The sequence below is a fragment of the Bordetella trematum genome, from assembly GCF_900078335.1.
Lineage (GTDB): Bacteria > Pseudomonadota > Gammaproteobacteria > Burkholderiales > Burkholderiaceae_B > Bordetella > Bordetella trematum.
Genome location: NZ_FKBR01000006.1, coordinates 288299 through 303104, shown reverse-complemented (window position 1 = coordinate 303104; position 14806 = coordinate 288299). Strand labels below are relative to the sequence as shown.

The window sequence follows — 14806 nt, the reverse complement described above, 5'->3', positions numbered from 1 at the left end:
GGCGCAGGGGCGCGCCGGGCCGATTTTTACTTCGCTAGAGGTTTCTATGAAGTGGCAATTCTGGATCGATCGTGGGGGCACGTTTACCGACATTGTCGGCCGCCGCCCCGACGGGGCGCTGGTGACAGCCAAAATGCTCTCGGAAAACCCCGAGCAGTATCGGGATGCCGCCGTCGCCGGCATTCGCAAGCTCCTCGGCCTGGCGCCAGGCCAGCCTGTGCCTGCCGATCAGGTCGAGTGCGTGAAAATGGGCACGACGGTCGCCACCAACGCCTTGCTCGAACGCAAGGGCGAGCGCACCGTGCTGGTCACCACACGCGGCATGCGCGATGCGCTGCGCATTGCCTATCAGAACCGGCCGCGCTTGTTCGACCGCGAAGTGCTGCTGCCGGAAATGCTCTATGACGACGTGATCGAGGCCGACGAGCGGCTGGATGCGGCCGGCGAGATGGTGCAGGCGCTCGATGAGGCGGCTTTGCAGCGCGCGCTTGCGCAAGCTTATGCGCAGGGCTTTCGCACTGCCGCCATCGTGTTCATGCATGCATGGAAGAATCCGCAGCACGAAGCGCGCGCCGCCGAGCTGGCCCGCGCGGCCGGTTTCTCGCAGGTATCGGCCTCTTACGAGACCAGCCCCCTTATCAAGTTCGTGTCGCGCGGCGACACCACGGTGGTGGACGCCTATCTGTCGCCGATTCTGAGACGTTATGTGGAGCAGGTGGCCGCCGAGCTGCCCGGCATCCGCCTGATGTTCATGCAATCCAACGGCGGCCTGACCGATGCCCATCGCTTTCGGGGCAAGGATGCCATCCTGTCGGGTCCGGCCGGCGGCATCGTGGGCATGGCGCGCAGCAGCGCCCTGGCCGGCTTCGGGCAGGTGATCGGTTTTGACATGGGGGGTACGTCCACCGATGTGTCGCACTACGCCGGCGAGTTCGAACGCGAGTTTGAAACGCTGGTGGCGGGCGTGCGCATGCGCGCGCCGATGATGAGCATCCATACCGTGGCTGCGGGTGGCGGCTCCATCCTGCATTTCGATGGTTCGCGGCTGCGCGTGGGCCCGGATTCGGCCGGCGCCAACCCGGGGCCGGCCTGCTATCGACGCGGCGGTCCGCTGGCCGTGACCGACTGCAACGTGCTGCTGGGCAAGATACAGCCGGCATTTTTCCCCAGCGTCTTCGGGCCCCAGGCCGATCAGCCGCTGGATGCCGAGGTGGTGCGCACCCGCTTCGAGGCGCTGGCCGATGAGGTCGGCGCCGCCACCGGGCGCAGCATGACGCCGGAGCAATTGGCGGAAGGTTTCCTGGAAATCGCGGTCGGCAGCATGGCCGAGGCCATCAAACGCATTTCTGTGCAGCGCGGCCACGATGTCACGGAATACACGCTCACCACCTTCGGCGGCGCCGGGGGGCAGCATGCCTGCCTGGTTGCCGATGCGCTGGGTATGACCACGGTGTTCGCGCACACCCTGGGCGGGGTGCTGTCAGCCTATGGCATGGGTCTGGCGGATCAGACGGAAATGCGGCAGAAGACCGTCGAGCAGGTCCTGAGCACGGCCTTGCTGCAAGAGCTGGAAGGCGAGCTCGATGTGCTCGCCGGCCAGGCTTGCGAGGAGCTGACGCGCCAGCACGTCGAGCCGCAGGCCATGCGTGTGGCGCGGCGGCTGCATCTCAAGTATCGCGGCACCGACACGGCGCTGGAAATCTCCGCCGGGCCACTGGAGCAGGTGCGGGCGGATTTCGAGGCCGCCTATCGTCAGCGCTATTCCTTTCTGATGCCGGGCCGCGAGCTGGTGGTTGAAACCATTTCGGTGGAGGCCACCGGCGGCGGACAGCAGATCAGCGAAGCCGTGAGCACGATGCCGCGCGAACAGCCCCTGAGTGCGCGGCAGACCGTGCGCATGTACAGCGCTGGCGCCTGGCACGATACGCCGCTCTATGTGCGCGACGATCTGATGGCCGGCGATGTGCTGGACGGACCCGCGATCATTTCCGACTCGAATCAGACCACAGTGGTCGAGGCCGGATGGCAGGCTCGGCTCGATACCCGCGGCCATCTCGTGCTCAAGCGCGTGCAGGCCCGCGCCCAGCGTCGCGCGGTGGGCACCCAGGCCGATCCGGTCATGCTTGAGGTGTTCAACAACCTTTTCATGTCCATTGCCGAGCAGATGGGCTACCGGCTGCAGAATACGGCTTATTCGGTCAACATCAAGGAGCGGCTGGATTTCTCCTGCGCGATCTTCGATGACGAAGGCAACCTGATCGCCAATGCGCCGCACATGCCGGTGCATCTCGGGTCGATGGGCGAATCGATCAAGACGGTCATGCGGGCCAATGCGGGGCGCATGCGGCCGGGTGACGCCTATGTCGTCAACGACCCCTATCATGGCGGCACCCACCTGCCGGACGTCACCGTGATCACGCCGGTGTTCGATCGCCAGGGCCGGGATATCCTGTTCTATGTGGGCTCGCGCGGCCACCACGCCGACATCGGCGGCACCACGCCCGGCTCCATGCCCCCCGACTCGCGCACCATCGACGACGAAGGGGTGCTGTTCACCAACTTCCAACTGGTCAGGGATGGCGAGTTCCGCGATGAGGCGGCGCGCGCCATCCTGGCGTCGGGCCGCTGGCCGGCACGCAATCCGGACCAGAACATTGCCGACCTGCACGCCCAGATCGCTGCCAACGAAAAGGGGGTGCAGGAGCTGCTGGCGATGTGCGATCACTTTGGTCTGGAGGTCGTGCGTGCCTACATGGGGCATGTCCAGGACAATGCCGAAGAGGCCGTGCGGCGCGTGATCTCGGTGCTCAAGGACGGCGAGTACAGCTATCCGCTGGACAATGGCGCAGTGATCCGCGTGCAGGTCAGGGTCGACCGCGAGGCCCGCAGCGCGGTGGTCGATTTCACGGGCAGTTCGGCGCAATTGGACAACAACTTCAACGCACCCAGCGCGATCGCGGTGGCGGCGGTGCTGTATGTATTCCGCACCCTGGTCGACGACGATATCCCGCTTAACGCAGGTTGTCTCAAACCGCTGGACATCGTGATTCCGGACGGCTCGATGCTCAAGCCCGATCCGCCGGCATCGGTGGTGGCCGGCAATGTGGAGACGTCCATGTGCGTGGTCAACGCGCTGTATGGCGCCCTGGGCGTGCTGGCGGCCAGCCAGGGCACGATGAACAATTTCACCTTCGGCAATGCCCGCTACCAGTACTACGAAACCATTTCCGGCGGCACGGGCGCCGGGCCCCGGCGCATCGACCGGACCGGCCCGCAGGACCCGGGCTTTGCGGGCACGTCGGTGGTGCAGGCCCACATGACCAACTCGCGCCTGACCGACCCCGAGATCCTGGAGCTGCGCTTTCCGGTGCGGCTGGAGTCGTACGAGATCCGCAAGGGCTCGGGTGGGGCAGGGCGTTATCGGGGAGGCGACGGGGGGGTGCGCCGGGTGCGTTTCCTGGAGGCGATGACGGCGGCCATTCTGTCGAACAACCGGCTGCATGCGCCGTTCGGCCTGGCCGGGGGCAGTCCGGGGCTGGTCGGTCGCAACTATGTCGAGCGTGCCGATGGCCGCATCGATGCCTTGGGGCCGCAGGATTGCACCGAGCTTCAGCCCGGCGATGTCTTTGTGGTGGAAACCCCTGGCGGCGGGGGCTACGGCGCAGCCTGACGCAGACGCCACCGCGCCGATGCGGCTCGGTGGCGTTCCTCAGCCTTTGACGCGAACGATTTTCTGTACCTGCGGCACGTGCCGGATCGCCCGGATCACCTGGGCCAGATGCTTGCGGCTGTCGACCTGCACGGTCAGATGCAGCGAAACCGTGGAGACGGCGTCATCGTGCATCGTGACGTGCACGATGTTGGCATCGGCCGCCGTGACTTCGGCAGCAATGCGGCCCAGCACGCCGCGCTCGTTGCGCGTGACGATATCCAGCCGGGTGGACAGATGCTTGGCGGTGTCTTCGTCCCAGGCGACCGTCACCCAGCGGTCGGGCTCCCGCAGCCGCTGACGGATGGCCACAGGGCAGTCTGCGGTATGCACCACCAGGCCGTGGCCCAGACGCATGCCTGCAATGAGGGGGTCGCCCGGCAGTGGGCCGCAGCAAGGCGCCAGCTGCACCGCCTGGCCTTCGCTGCCCTGAATCAGGATGGGGGCGGCGCGCGCCGAGGTGATCTGGTCGACCGCAGCGGCCGTGGTGGCCACCAGATCGTGTTCGGGGCCGAAGCGGCGCGCCACGACCGCAGCCAGGCGCTTGCCCAGACCGATGTCGGCCAGGATCTCGTCGCGGGAGATGGCGCCGCTGCTGCGGGCCAGTTTTTCCCAGGCCGGATCGTCGCTGGCCGGCATCGACAGGTGCAGCTCCTGCATGGCCTGACTGAGCAGGCGTTCGCCAAAGGCGACCGACTCTTCATAGCGCACGGTGCGCAGGAAGTGGCGGATCTCGGAGCGCGCCTTGCCGGTGCGCACGTAGTTGAGCCACTGCGCATTCGGGCGCGAGGCCGGCGAAGTGATGATCTCGACCGTGTCGCCGCTGGCCAGCGCGGTACGCAGCGGTGCGAACTCATTGTTGATTTTGGCCGCCACCGCCTGATTGCCGATGTCGGTGTGGATGGCGTAGGCGAAATCTACCGGCGTGGCGCCACGAGGCAGGGAAATGATCTTGCCGCGCGGCGTGAAGACATAGACCGCGTCGGGGAACAGGTCAACCTTGACGTGTTCCAGGAACTCGCCGGAGTCGCCCGTCTGGCTCTGGATGTCGAGCAGCGACTGCAGCCACTGGTGCGTGCGTTTCTGCAGTTCGTTGAGCGTCAGGTCGGCGTCTTTGTAGAGCCAGTGCGAGGCCACGCCTTCTTCGGCCACGTGATGCATGTCGCGCGTGCGGAACTGGAATTCCACCGGCGTGCCATAGGGGCCCACCAGCGTGGTGTGCAGGGACTGGTAGCCATTGACCTTGGGAATGGCGATGTAGTCCTTGAACTTGCCTGGCACCGGGCGGTAGAGCTGGTGCAGGGTGCCGAGCGCGAGATAGCACTCCGGCAGCGTGTGGACGATGACCCGGAAGCCATAGATATCCAGCACTTCGGAGAAGCTCTTTTTCTGCTCTACCATTTTGCGGTAGATGCCGTAGAGCGTTTTCTCGCGTCCGGTGACCTCGGCCTCGATACCGGCAGCCGGCAGCGCGGCACGCACCGCGTCCTCGATTTTGCTGATGACCTCGCGCCGGTTGCCGCGCGCGGCCAGCACCGCCCGGTAGAGCACCTGGTAGCGGTTGGGATACATCGCGGCAAAACACAGATCCTGCAGTTCTCGGAACAGCAGATTCAGGCCCAGACGATGGGCGATGGGCGCGTAGATCTCGAGGGTTTCGCGCGCAATGCGGCGGCGTTTCTCGGGATTGACGGCGTCCAGCGTGCGCATGTTGTGCAGCCGGTCCGCCAGCTTGATGAGGATGACGCGCACGTCGCGCGCCATCGCCAACAGCATCTTGCGAAAGCTCTCGGCCTGCTGTTCAGCCTTGGAGGCGAAGTCCAGGCGATCCAGCTTGGAGAGTCCGTCGACCAGTTCGGCGACTTCCGGGCCGAAGCGCTCGGCGAGTTCTTGCTTGCTGACACCCTGATCCTCCATCACGTCGTGCAGCAGGGCGGCAGACAGCGCATTGGCGTCGAGTTTCCAGCCGGCGCAGATTTCCGTGACGGTGATGGGGTGGGAGATGTAGGGCGCGCCGGAGGCGCGGAACTGGCCCAGATGGGCCTGGTCGGCGAAGCGGTAGGCTTCGCGCACCCGCTCGACTTCGGCAGGCTTGAGATAGGTGCTGATGATTTCCGTCAGCGGCGCCAGCGACGCAATGGGCGATGCGCTGGCCTCAACGGCCGCCACATCGGCCTGGGGCGGTTGCTTGGCGTTTTTCTTGCTGCCACGCCGGCCCAGCCGGGAGCCGGCGCGCAGCGCCGCGAGGAGTCCTGAAGATGCGTGCTTCAGTCCGGGAAAAGCCATGCCTGCCGCCCTCCCGGCTCGTATCAGGTCGGGACTTTACGCAGCATTTCCAGGCCGGTCAGGCCCGAGGCGATCTCGCGCAGCGCGGTCACGGTGGGCTTGTCCTTGGTGTCCAGGCGCGGGGCGTGACCCTGGGCCAGTTCACGCGCACGGTAAGTCGCCGCCAGGGTGAGCTTGAAGCGGTTGGGAATCTGGTTCAGACAATCTTCGACAGTGATACGGGCCATGGAAATACCTGAATTCGGGGTGTAGGGGACGAACGCTTCAGTGACTTGCGGGGATGCCGAGTTGCGCAAACAAATCGGCATTTCGCAGGGCCTGAGACGAAAAACGCAGCCGCGCGGCGCTGATGATCTGTAACAGCTCCGAGAGGGCTACGCTAAATTCTTGATTAATAATAACATATTCGCATTCCGGCGCGTGAGCGATTTCTCCGCCCGCCGCCAGCAGACGGCGCGAGATCACTTGCTCGGAATCCTGACCCCGCGCCTTCAGGCGCGATTCGAGCTCTTCGATGGAAGGCGGCAGGATGAAAACGCCGATGGCCTGCGGATAGCGCTGGCGCACCTGGCGCGCGCCCTGCCAGTCGATTTCCAGCAGCACGTCGCGCCCGGCTGCGATGGCCTCGTCGATGCGATCACGCGGCGTGCCGTAGTAATTGCCGTGAACCTCGGCCCACTCCAGCATCATGCCGGCCTCGCGCTGGGCCAGGAAATCCTCCTTGCTCACGAACCGATATTCGCGGCCGTCCTGCTCGCCCGGGCGCGGCGCGCGCGTAGTGCAGGAGATGGACAGCATGATGGAGGGGTCCTGCGCGAGCAGCGCGCGAACCAGGCTGGATTTGCCGGCGCCGCTGGGCGCGACGACCATAAAGACATTGCCGGAAGGTGCGGACATGATGTGAAACAGGCGCGTAGCGAGAGGCGAAGCATAGCAAATCGTCCGCCCGGGGGGAAAGCGCCGCGCGCCTTGTCACGGGCGCTTGCAGTCGTCATGCCGGGATTGGGGTAGGATTGCCGCGTCCAACAGATGATAGGGGAAGATGATGCAATCCCAAGAAATACCGGGCTCGCGCGTGGCTCTGGTTACCGGTGCCGGCACGGGTATCGGGCGTGCCGTGGCGCTGGAGTTTCTGGCCCGGGGCTACAAGGTCGTGCTGGCCGGTCGCCGGCGTGAGCCTCTCGAAGAAACCCGTATTGCGGCCGGCGAAGACGGCGTGCGTGCCCTCGTGGTACCCACCGACGTGACCCAGGAGGCCGATGTCCGCGCCCTGTTCGACGAGATCCAGCGCGAGTACAACCGTTTGGATGTGCTGTTCAACAATGCCGGGCGCAATGGACCGGCTGTGCCGATCGAAGATCTGCCGGTCGAGGTCTGGCGTTCCGTGGTTGATACCAATCTGACCGGCATGTTTCTGTGCGCACAGGCGGCCATCCGCTTGATGAAGGCGCAGCAGCCGCAAGGCGGGCGCATCATCAATAATGGCTCCATCTCGTCGCATGCGCCGCGGCCTTACTCCATTGCCTATACGGCAACCAAGCACGCGGTCACCGGATTGACCAAGTCGATTTCGCTGGATTGCCGCGCCTACGGTATTGCCTGCGGCCAGATCGATATCGGCAACGCCGCTACCGACATGACCGACCGGATGGCCAAGGGCGTGCTGCAGGCCGACGGCACCACCCGCGCGGAGCCGCGCATGGACGTGGCGCACGTGGCCAAGGCCGTGCTGGACATGGCGCGCCTGCCGCTCGACACGAACGTGCAGTTCATGACCATCATGGCTACCAATATGCCCTTTGTGGGGCGAGGCTGATCCGGCATCGGGAGCGGGCGGGCTGCCCGCCCTGTCAGGGGCGGCTGGCGGCCAGCAGTTGCTGGCGCTGGGGATCCTGCACGTAGCTGCGCGCACCCATGTAGCGCTTGGACCAATAGCTGTTGTCCAGGCGGTCGACGCGTACCTTGCTGCCGCGCGAGGGGGCATGGACGAACTGGCCCTGGCCGATATAGATGCCGACGTGCGAGGTTACGCCACGACGGGCAGTGGCGAAGAACACCAGGTCGCCGGGGCGCAGATCCTTGCGGGCGATGGATTCGCCGCTCTGGCGTTGCGCGCGTGAGGTGCGGGGCAGGTCGATGCCGGCGGTTTCGCGAAAGACGAACAACGTCAGGCCGCTGCAGTCAAAACCATCGATGGGATCGTTGCCGCCCCAGGTGTAGGGGGTGCCGAGCTTGTCCAGGCCGGATTGGACGATGCGGTCGCGCAGTGTCGGGACGGTGGGCTGGTCTATGGCGCGCAGCCCCTTGATGGAGGACAGCGCCACGGGTTCGGGCATGGCCTGGGCGGCGAAGGGCAGGGCAAGCGCCATCAGAGGGGCGCAGAACAGCCCTGCAAGCCAGGACCGTTGTCGGAGGACTTTTCGCGTTGGTGGAGTCATTGCGGCACTTTGGACAGCAAAGTGTTGAGCGGATGGCTGGACGGACGTGCAAGCCGGCGGCAAGGCACAACCTTACCAGCGGGCTTCTCGCCAAGGGCCGGAAAAACGTATTTCATTACACTTTTTTTCGATTTATGCGGAATGCGTCAGTGAGTCTTGGTTATAAACCGCGGCTATCATCGGTTCCGTGATTTTTATCAGCCTCCTTCATTAATGGTGTCTCTCGCACTTCGCTAAGCCGCAATAACCGTTGTTTCGTTATTGCGGCGATCGCCCTCGGCTGGTTCCGGCTCAGGACAGTTCGCCGTCAGATCCTCATGTCTGTACGGATGTCTTGTCATGCCTGTCTGTTTCTCTCCTGTTCGTCCCTGGCCCGCTTCGCTCTTTGGCGCGCTGGTGCTGATGGCGCCTTTCGATCTGCTGGCCTCTCTGGCCATGGATGTGTACCTGCCCGTGGTGGCGGGCATGCCCCAAGCGCTGGACACCTCGGCATTTCTGATTCAGCTGACCCTCAGTCTCTATCTCTTGATCCTGGGCTGCGGCCAATTGATATTCGGCCCCTTGTCCGATCGCTGCGGCCGGCGCCCCATTCTGTTGGGCGGCGCCAGTCTCTATGCCGTTGCCTCCGTAGGGATGGCCCTGGCCGACAGTGGCGCGGGCTTTCTTTCCTGGCGCATTGCGCAGGCCCTGGGCGCCTCGGCCGCGCTGGTGGCGACCTTCGCCACGGTGCGCGATGTCTACGCTGAACGGCCCGAAAGCGCCACGATCTACGGGCTTTTCAGCGCCATGCTGGCTTTTGTCCCTGCTCTGGGTCCTTTGCTCGGCGCTGCTGTGGACGCGTGGGCGGGATGGCGCGCGATCTTCTGGATGCTGGCTTTGTTGTCCCTCGCGAGCGGCTGGCGTGCCTGGCGGCGATGGCCCGAGACCCGGGTGTCGCCGGCGACCGACAGTCGCATCCGGGTGGCGCGGATAATGTGCAACCGGAGCTTTCTGGTGCATACCTTGGGTTTCGCCACGGCGATGGGGGCATTCTTCGTATTCTTTTCAAGCGCGCCCGGCGTCTTGATGCGACGTGGCGGCTACGACGGGCTGAGTTTCAGCCTCGCTTTTGCGTCCGTGGCCGGGGTCATGCTGGTCGTGTCCCGGCTGGCCGGGCGCGCCGTGCAGCGATGGGGCCACGCGGCTTGCTTTGCCAGCGGGGCGGCATTGATCCTTGCAGCGGGGTTGTCGCTGGGCGGCGCGGCATGGATCGGTGGGCCGCTGTTCCTGTGTTTCGTGGTCCCCATGTGGATCGCCGCAGCCGGGCTGGTATTGATGGTCAGCGTGACGGCCAATGGAGCGCTGGCTGATTTCGGCGCCGCGGCCGGCCTCGCGGTGGCGCTTTACTATGGCCTGCAAAGCCTGCTGGTAGCCGTGGTGGGCACGACGTTGCTGGCGCTTTTCGACGACGGCAGCGCGGGGCCGCTGGCGGCATACTGTGTGCTGATGCCGGCAGCCAGCCTCGCAGCGTTCAGCCGCTTGAAAAAGGTTTGATGCGCAAGCCCCGCAGCAGATGCGGGAGCGTCATGCACATGGGGCATAATCCGGGGCAATCCGCGCCGTTTGGCGCGCACCGCAGGAACAACGATTATGAGCGCAGTCTATTCCGCCAGCCATTTTCATCGCCCGCCGCCGGTGCCGTTTGCGCGCTTCGATAATGCGCGCGCCGCCGTGGAGCGCCTGATCGAAATCTATGACCGCAATACGGCATTCCTGCGCGAGGCCTTCAGGCAGGTGCTTGGCGGGCAGGAGCAGCAGGGGCGGGTGCGGGCTTGCTATCCGGCCATCCGTATTGCAGTCCAGACCTATGATCCGATCGACTCCCGCTTGTCGTATGGGCATGTGGCCGAGCCGGGGCAGTATCAGACCACGATTACCCAGCCGGCGCTGTTTCGCGATTATCTGCTGGAGCAGATCGGCCTGCTGCTGCAGAACCATGGCGTGCCGGTGGAGGTGGGCGAGTCGGATATGCCCATTCCGCTGCATTTTGCCTTTCCCGAGGGCACCTATGTCGAAGGCGAACACCTGGAGCGCTTGAAGCGTCCCTTGCGCGATCTGTTCGACGTGCCGGATCTCGCCGTGACCGACGATGCGATCGTGAACGGGTCCTGGCGTGGGCGCGAAGGCGAGCCGAATCCGCTCGCGCCTTTTACCGCCACCCGCGTGGATTATTCGCTGCATCGCCTGCAGCATTACACCGCGACGGCGCCGTCGCATTTTCAGAACTTCGTGCTGTTCACGAATTATCAGTTCTATGTCGACGAGTTCTGCGCGCGCGCCCGCGAACTGATGGCCAAGGGCGGCGGCGACTACGATGCCCTGATCGAGCCGGGTAATCGCGTCACCCGTCGGGGCGAGACGGCTGCGCCGCCGGATCCCGCGCAACGCCTTCCGCAAATGCCGGCCTACCACCTGACGCGCCCCGATCACTCCGGCATCACGCTGGTCAATATCGGGGTCGGGCCGTCCAACGCCAAGACGATCACCGACCATATCGCCGTGTTGCGTCCGCATGCCTGGTTGATGCTGGGGCACTGCGCCGGGCTGCGCGATTCGCAACGCCTGGGTGACTATGTGCTGGCGCATGGCTATGTGCGCGATGACCATGTGCTGGATGCGGATCTGCCCACCTGGGTGCCGGTGCCGCCCCTGGCCGAAGTGCAGGTCGCGCTGGAGCAGGCCGTTCAGCAGGTCGCGGGGCTGTCGGGCTGGGATCTCAAGCGCATCATGCGCACCGGCACGGTGGCGACCATCGACAACCGCAACTGGGAGCTGCGCGACCAGGGCGAACTGGTGCAGCGCTTTGGCCAGTCGCGCGCGATCGCGCTGGACATGGAGTCAGCCACCATCGCGGCCAATGGCTTCCGGTTCCGCGTGCCGTACGGCACCTTGCTGTGCGTGTCCGACAAGCCCTTGCATGGCGAACTGAAATTGCCGGGCATGGCCAGCGCCTTCTATCGGCGGCAGGTGAATCAGCATCTGGAAATCGGCATCCGGGCGCTTGAACTCTTGCGCCAGATGCCCCCGGAACGGCTGCATTCACGCAAACTGCGCTCGTTCATGGAAACGGCGTTTCAATAGCCCGTGCCACGTCTGTGGCAGCAGCGGGCGTCTGGCGTAGGCAGGCGGCGGGCCGCGGAGATGGCGCCCGCCGTCAGGGATCACTCCAGGTTCTGCGCCTGTTCGCGCATCTGCTCGATCAGCAGCTTGAGGTCCATGGCCGCGCGGGTGACCTCCAGGCTTCCGGCCTTGGAGCCCAGGGTGTTGGCTTCGCGGTTCATTTCCTGGAAAAGGAAGTCCAGGCGCTTGCCGGCGCTGCCCTTGGCCTTGGCTTTGCCGGTCAGCAGGTGTTGCAGTTCTTCCAGGTGCGAGCGCAGTCGCGACAATTCTTCGGCCACGTCGATGCGCAGGGCAAACAGGCCGGCCTCCTGGGCCACGCGCTCGGTGAGCTCGGCGCCGCTGATGTGAGCGAAACCGGCAGGAAAGGCCGCTTCCAGGCTGTCGCGCAGCTTGGTGATCAGCTTTTCGCGGTGATCGGCCAACAGTTGCGGCAGATGGGCCTCGACCAGTTCGACGATGCGCGCCACGCCGTCGGCGCAGTCGCGCATCATCTGGGCCAGCCGTTCGCCTTCTCGCTGGCGGCCTTCCTGCAATTGCGCCAGGGCCTGCTGGGCAGCCTGCATGCAGGCTGCACCCCATGCTTGCGGGTCCATGGCGTCGTTGTTGCGCATGCCGGGCCAGTTGACCAGTTCGGTCAGGCGCGGCGCAGCCACGTCGGGCAGCACGCGGCGCGCGGCGTCAAGCTGTTCGGCCACGCGCGCCAGCCATTGCGGATCCAGGGGCGGCAGTTCGGTGGCGGTGGCGCGGGTGAAGCTGGCGCGCACCTCGACCTTGCCGCGCGCCAGTTGGGCGGTCAGCAGCTCACGCAGGGGCGTTTCGACGTGGCGCAGTTCATCCGGCAGCCGGAAGTGCAGGTCAAGAAAACGGCTGTTGACGCTGCGCAATTCGAGGGCGAGCGATCCTTGTTCGAGGTCGACGCGGGCGTTGCCAAACGCGGTCATGCTGCGAATCATGGCGGAATATCCTGGAAAACGGGCGCCAGAAGGCGCCAAGGCGGGAATGATGCCCGCAGGATAACCGATGGGGCAGCCCTCACACGTACAATGCAGGCTTGATTTCCGTTTCCTTGTTGGAGTCCGTCTTGATCCCTGCCGCCCAATGCCTGCGCGCCGATGGCCGCGCCGCCGATGAATTGCGTCCTTTCACCCTGACGCGCAGTTTCACGCGGTATGCGGAAGGGTCGGTGCTGGTGACGGCGGGCCATACCCAGGTGCTCTGCACTGCCAGCGTACTGGAGAAGGTGCCGCCCTTCCTGAAGGGGCGGGGCGAGGGCTGGGTCACCGCCGAGTACGGCATGCTGCCGCGCGCCACGCACACCCGCGGCGACCGCGAAGCCGCACGTGGCAAGCAAAGCGGGCGCACGCAGGAAATCCAGCGCCTCATCGGCCGCAGCCTGCGCGCCGTCTTCGATCTCAAGGCGCTGGGCGAACGCACGCTGCATCTTGATTGCGATGTGCTGCAGGCCGATGGGGGCACCCGCTGCGCCAGCATCAGCGGCGCCTGGGTGGCGGCGGCCGATGCCGTGCATTGGCTGATGGAGCGCGGGGTGCTGACGGCCAACCCCATTCGCGATCACGTCGCGGCGGTGTCGGTAGGCCTGGTGCAGGGGCGTGCCGTGCTGGATCTGAACTACGAGGAAGATTCGGGCTGCGAGGCCGACGTCAACGTCGTGATGACGGGCGCAGGCGCTTTTGTGGAAGTGCAGGGCACCGGCGAAGAGGCCACCTTCACCCGCACGCAGCTCGATGAAATGCTCGGCCTGGCCGAGGGCGGCATCGCCCGGCTGGTGGCGGCGCAGCGCGCTGCGCGCGCCGCCTGAAGCCTCGCAGCCGGCTAGCGACCGGCCGCCGGCAACAGCACGCCCACGGCGGGCTGTTCGGCCAGGCGCCAGATCTGCGCTGACAAGGCTTGCATCTCCGGCGCGCTGGCCGCGTTGGCATATTGGCCCAGGCTCAGCACCTTGGCTTCGATCTCCGGGCGCGACAGGGTGTTTCCCGGATCGCCCTTGGGCTCGTCCACCCGGGCGCTGAGCGCACGCCCATCGGTCGTGGTCACACTGACCTTGCCGATCCAGCGCTGCGGATAGGCGGCCTCGACTTCCTCATCGAGGATCATCGTCACGCGTTCGCGCCAGGCCGCCACTTCCGGATCGTGTAGGGCGGCGTCGAATTGCGCCAGCCCGGCGCGGCCCTTGAGGGCGATGAGGGCCAGCACGGTGCCCATGGAGAACTTGGATTGATGGACGGTGCTGGGGTTGCGCACCGGGCCCAGCACATCCAGTGCCGCCTGATGCACCTGCGCCTGAACGGCGGCGATGTCGGCGGCTTGCAAGCCGTGCTCCTGCATCAGGGCTGCCAGGGCATCGGCGGCAGGATGGGTGTGGCGGCAGGAGGCGTGGTACTTGAACGAGGTCTCGGCCAGCGCCCAGCGACGGCCCAGGCCGTCGGTCAGGCAGGCGGGACTGGCGTCGCGCGACATGCCCGCTGCCATGCCTTGCGCCCCTTGCAGAATATCGCGTGCACCGGTGAAACCATCGCGAGCCAGATAGGCGGCCGTCAAGCCTGCCGCTGCCGCGTGGGCGGTGTGCAGTTGCTTGGAGTCGGCGGCATCGCGCAGGAACTCCCACAGGCCTGCGGCCTGGGTGCCGGCCGAGCCCAGGGCGTGCAACATCTGTTCGGGGTTGAGTTCGAGCAGCCGCCCCACGGCCACGGCGGCGGCCAGCGTGCCTACCGTGCCGGTGGTATGGAATATCTTGTAGTGTGACCGGCCGAGGAACTCACCGATGCGGATGCCGACCTCGTAGCCGGCCACGGCGGCCGTCAGCAAGGCCTGGCCGCTGGCGCCCAGGGCCTGGGCCACGGCCAGCGCCGGGGGGAACACCACCGCCGCCGGATGAAATACGGAGCCATTGTGCACGTCATCCTGCTCGACCACGTGGGCGGCAGCGGCATTGACCATGGCCGCGAACAGCGGGGAGCTGCCGCGCCGTTCGATCAGGATCTCGCAGGGGCCGTCCGCCGGCCCCATGGCGCGCGCATAGGCGGCGATGTGTCGCACGGCCGGGGCCTGCGCGCCGGCAAGTATGGAGCCCAGCGTGTCGAGCAGCAGATCTTCGGCGCGCCGCAGCACAGCCGGCGGGATGTCGTCGTAGCGCAGTTCGCTGGCAAAGGTTGCCAGGGCTGCGCAGCCATTGGAGGAAGGCGTATTCGTCATG

General features: G+C 65.8%; 11 protein-coding genes. 5 read left to right on the top strand and 6 right to left on the bottom strand.

The window, feature by feature from the left end:
- Positions 1-46 precede the first annotated feature (46 nt).
- Positions 47-3670, top strand: coding sequence for a hydantoinase B/oxoprolinase family protein (locus tag A7V84_RS02030; RefSeq protein ID WP_063492239.1), 3624 nt, complete (start codon positions 47-49; stop codon positions 3668-3670).
- A 39-nt stretch (positions 3671-3709) separates the two neighbouring features.
- On the opposite strand, the gene A7V84_RS02025 is transcribed toward A7V84_RS02030, so the two are convergent.
- Genes A7V84_RS02025 through gmk form a run of 3 tightly spaced genes read right to left on the bottom strand, consistent with a single transcriptional unit; the run spans position 3710 to position 6892 of the window.
- On the bottom strand, positions 3710-5995 hold the full coding sequence (locus tag A7V84_RS02025; protein WP_033534677.1) for a RelA/SpoT family protein: 2286 nt from the start codon (positions 5993-5995) through the stop codon (positions 3710-3712).
- Positions 5996-6018: 23 nt separating this feature from the next.
- Positions 6019-6222 carry a DNA-directed RNA polymerase subunit omega gene (gene rpoZ, locus A7V84_RS02020; protein ID WP_025516363.1) on the bottom strand — a complete coding sequence of 68 codons (204 nt, stop codon included), beginning with the start codon at positions 6220-6222 and terminating at the stop codon, positions 6019-6021.
- A gap of 37 nt (positions 6223-6259) precedes the next feature.
- The gene (gene gmk / locus A7V84_RS02015; protein WP_025516361.1) at positions 6260-6892 is read right to left on the bottom strand and encodes a guanylate kinase; all 633 of its coding nucleotides are present in this window, start codon (positions 6890-6892) and stop codon (positions 6260-6262) included.
- Between the two features lie 148 nt (positions 6893-7040).
- On the opposite strand from gmk, the gene A7V84_RS02010 reads away from it, so the two are divergent.
- On the top strand, positions 7041-7811 hold the full coding sequence (locus A7V84_RS02010) for an SDR family oxidoreductase (protein ID WP_025516360.1): 771 nt from the start codon (positions 7041-7043) through the stop codon (positions 7809-7811).
- Between the two features lie 34 nt (positions 7812-7845).
- Here A7V84_RS02010 and A7V84_RS02005 read toward each other — a convergent pair whose 3' ends face one another.
- Positions 7846-8433: a C40 family peptidase gene (locus A7V84_RS02005; RefSeq protein ID WP_025516358.1), complete on the bottom strand. Its 588-nt coding sequence runs from the start codon at positions 8431-8433 to the stop codon at positions 7846-7848.
- A gap of 339 nt (positions 8434-8772) precedes the next feature.
- On the opposite strand from A7V84_RS02005, the gene cml reads away from it, so the two are divergent.
- Both cml and A7V84_RS01995 read left to right on the top strand, forming a co-directional pair.
- Positions 8773-9966, top strand: coding sequence for a CmlA/FloR family chloramphenicol efflux MFS transporter (gene cml / locus A7V84_RS02000; RefSeq protein ID WP_025516356.1), 1194 nt, complete (start codon positions 8773-8775; stop codon positions 9964-9966).
- Between the two features lie 96 nt (positions 9967-10062).
- A complete protein-coding gene (locus A7V84_RS01995) occupies positions 10063-11553 on the top strand; it encodes an AMP nucleosidase (RefSeq protein WP_025516353.1) in 1491 nt (496 codons plus the stop codon).
- An 80-nt stretch (positions 11554-11633) separates the two neighbouring features.
- On the opposite strand, the gene A7V84_RS01990 is transcribed toward A7V84_RS01995, so the two are convergent.
- Positions 11634-12545, bottom strand: a complete 912-nt coding sequence (locus tag A7V84_RS01990) for a YicC/YloC family endoribonuclease (protein ID WP_025516352.1) — start codon at positions 12543-12545, stop codon at positions 11634-11636.
- Between the two features lie 128 nt (positions 12546-12673).
- Between A7V84_RS01990 and rph the strand changes: the two genes are divergently transcribed.
- Positions 12674-13411, top strand: a complete 738-nt coding sequence (gene rph / locus A7V84_RS01985; RefSeq protein ID WP_033534679.1) for a ribonuclease PH — start codon at positions 12674-12676, stop codon at positions 13409-13411.
- 14 nt (positions 13412-13425) lie between these two features.
- Here the strand turns inward: rph and A7V84_RS01980 are convergent, their stop codons facing one another.
- Positions 13426-14805: an MmgE/PrpD family protein gene (locus tag A7V84_RS01980; protein ID WP_033534680.1), complete on the bottom strand. Its 1380-nt coding sequence runs from the start codon at positions 14803-14805 to the stop codon at positions 13426-13428.
- Position 14806: the final 1 nt, after the last annotated feature.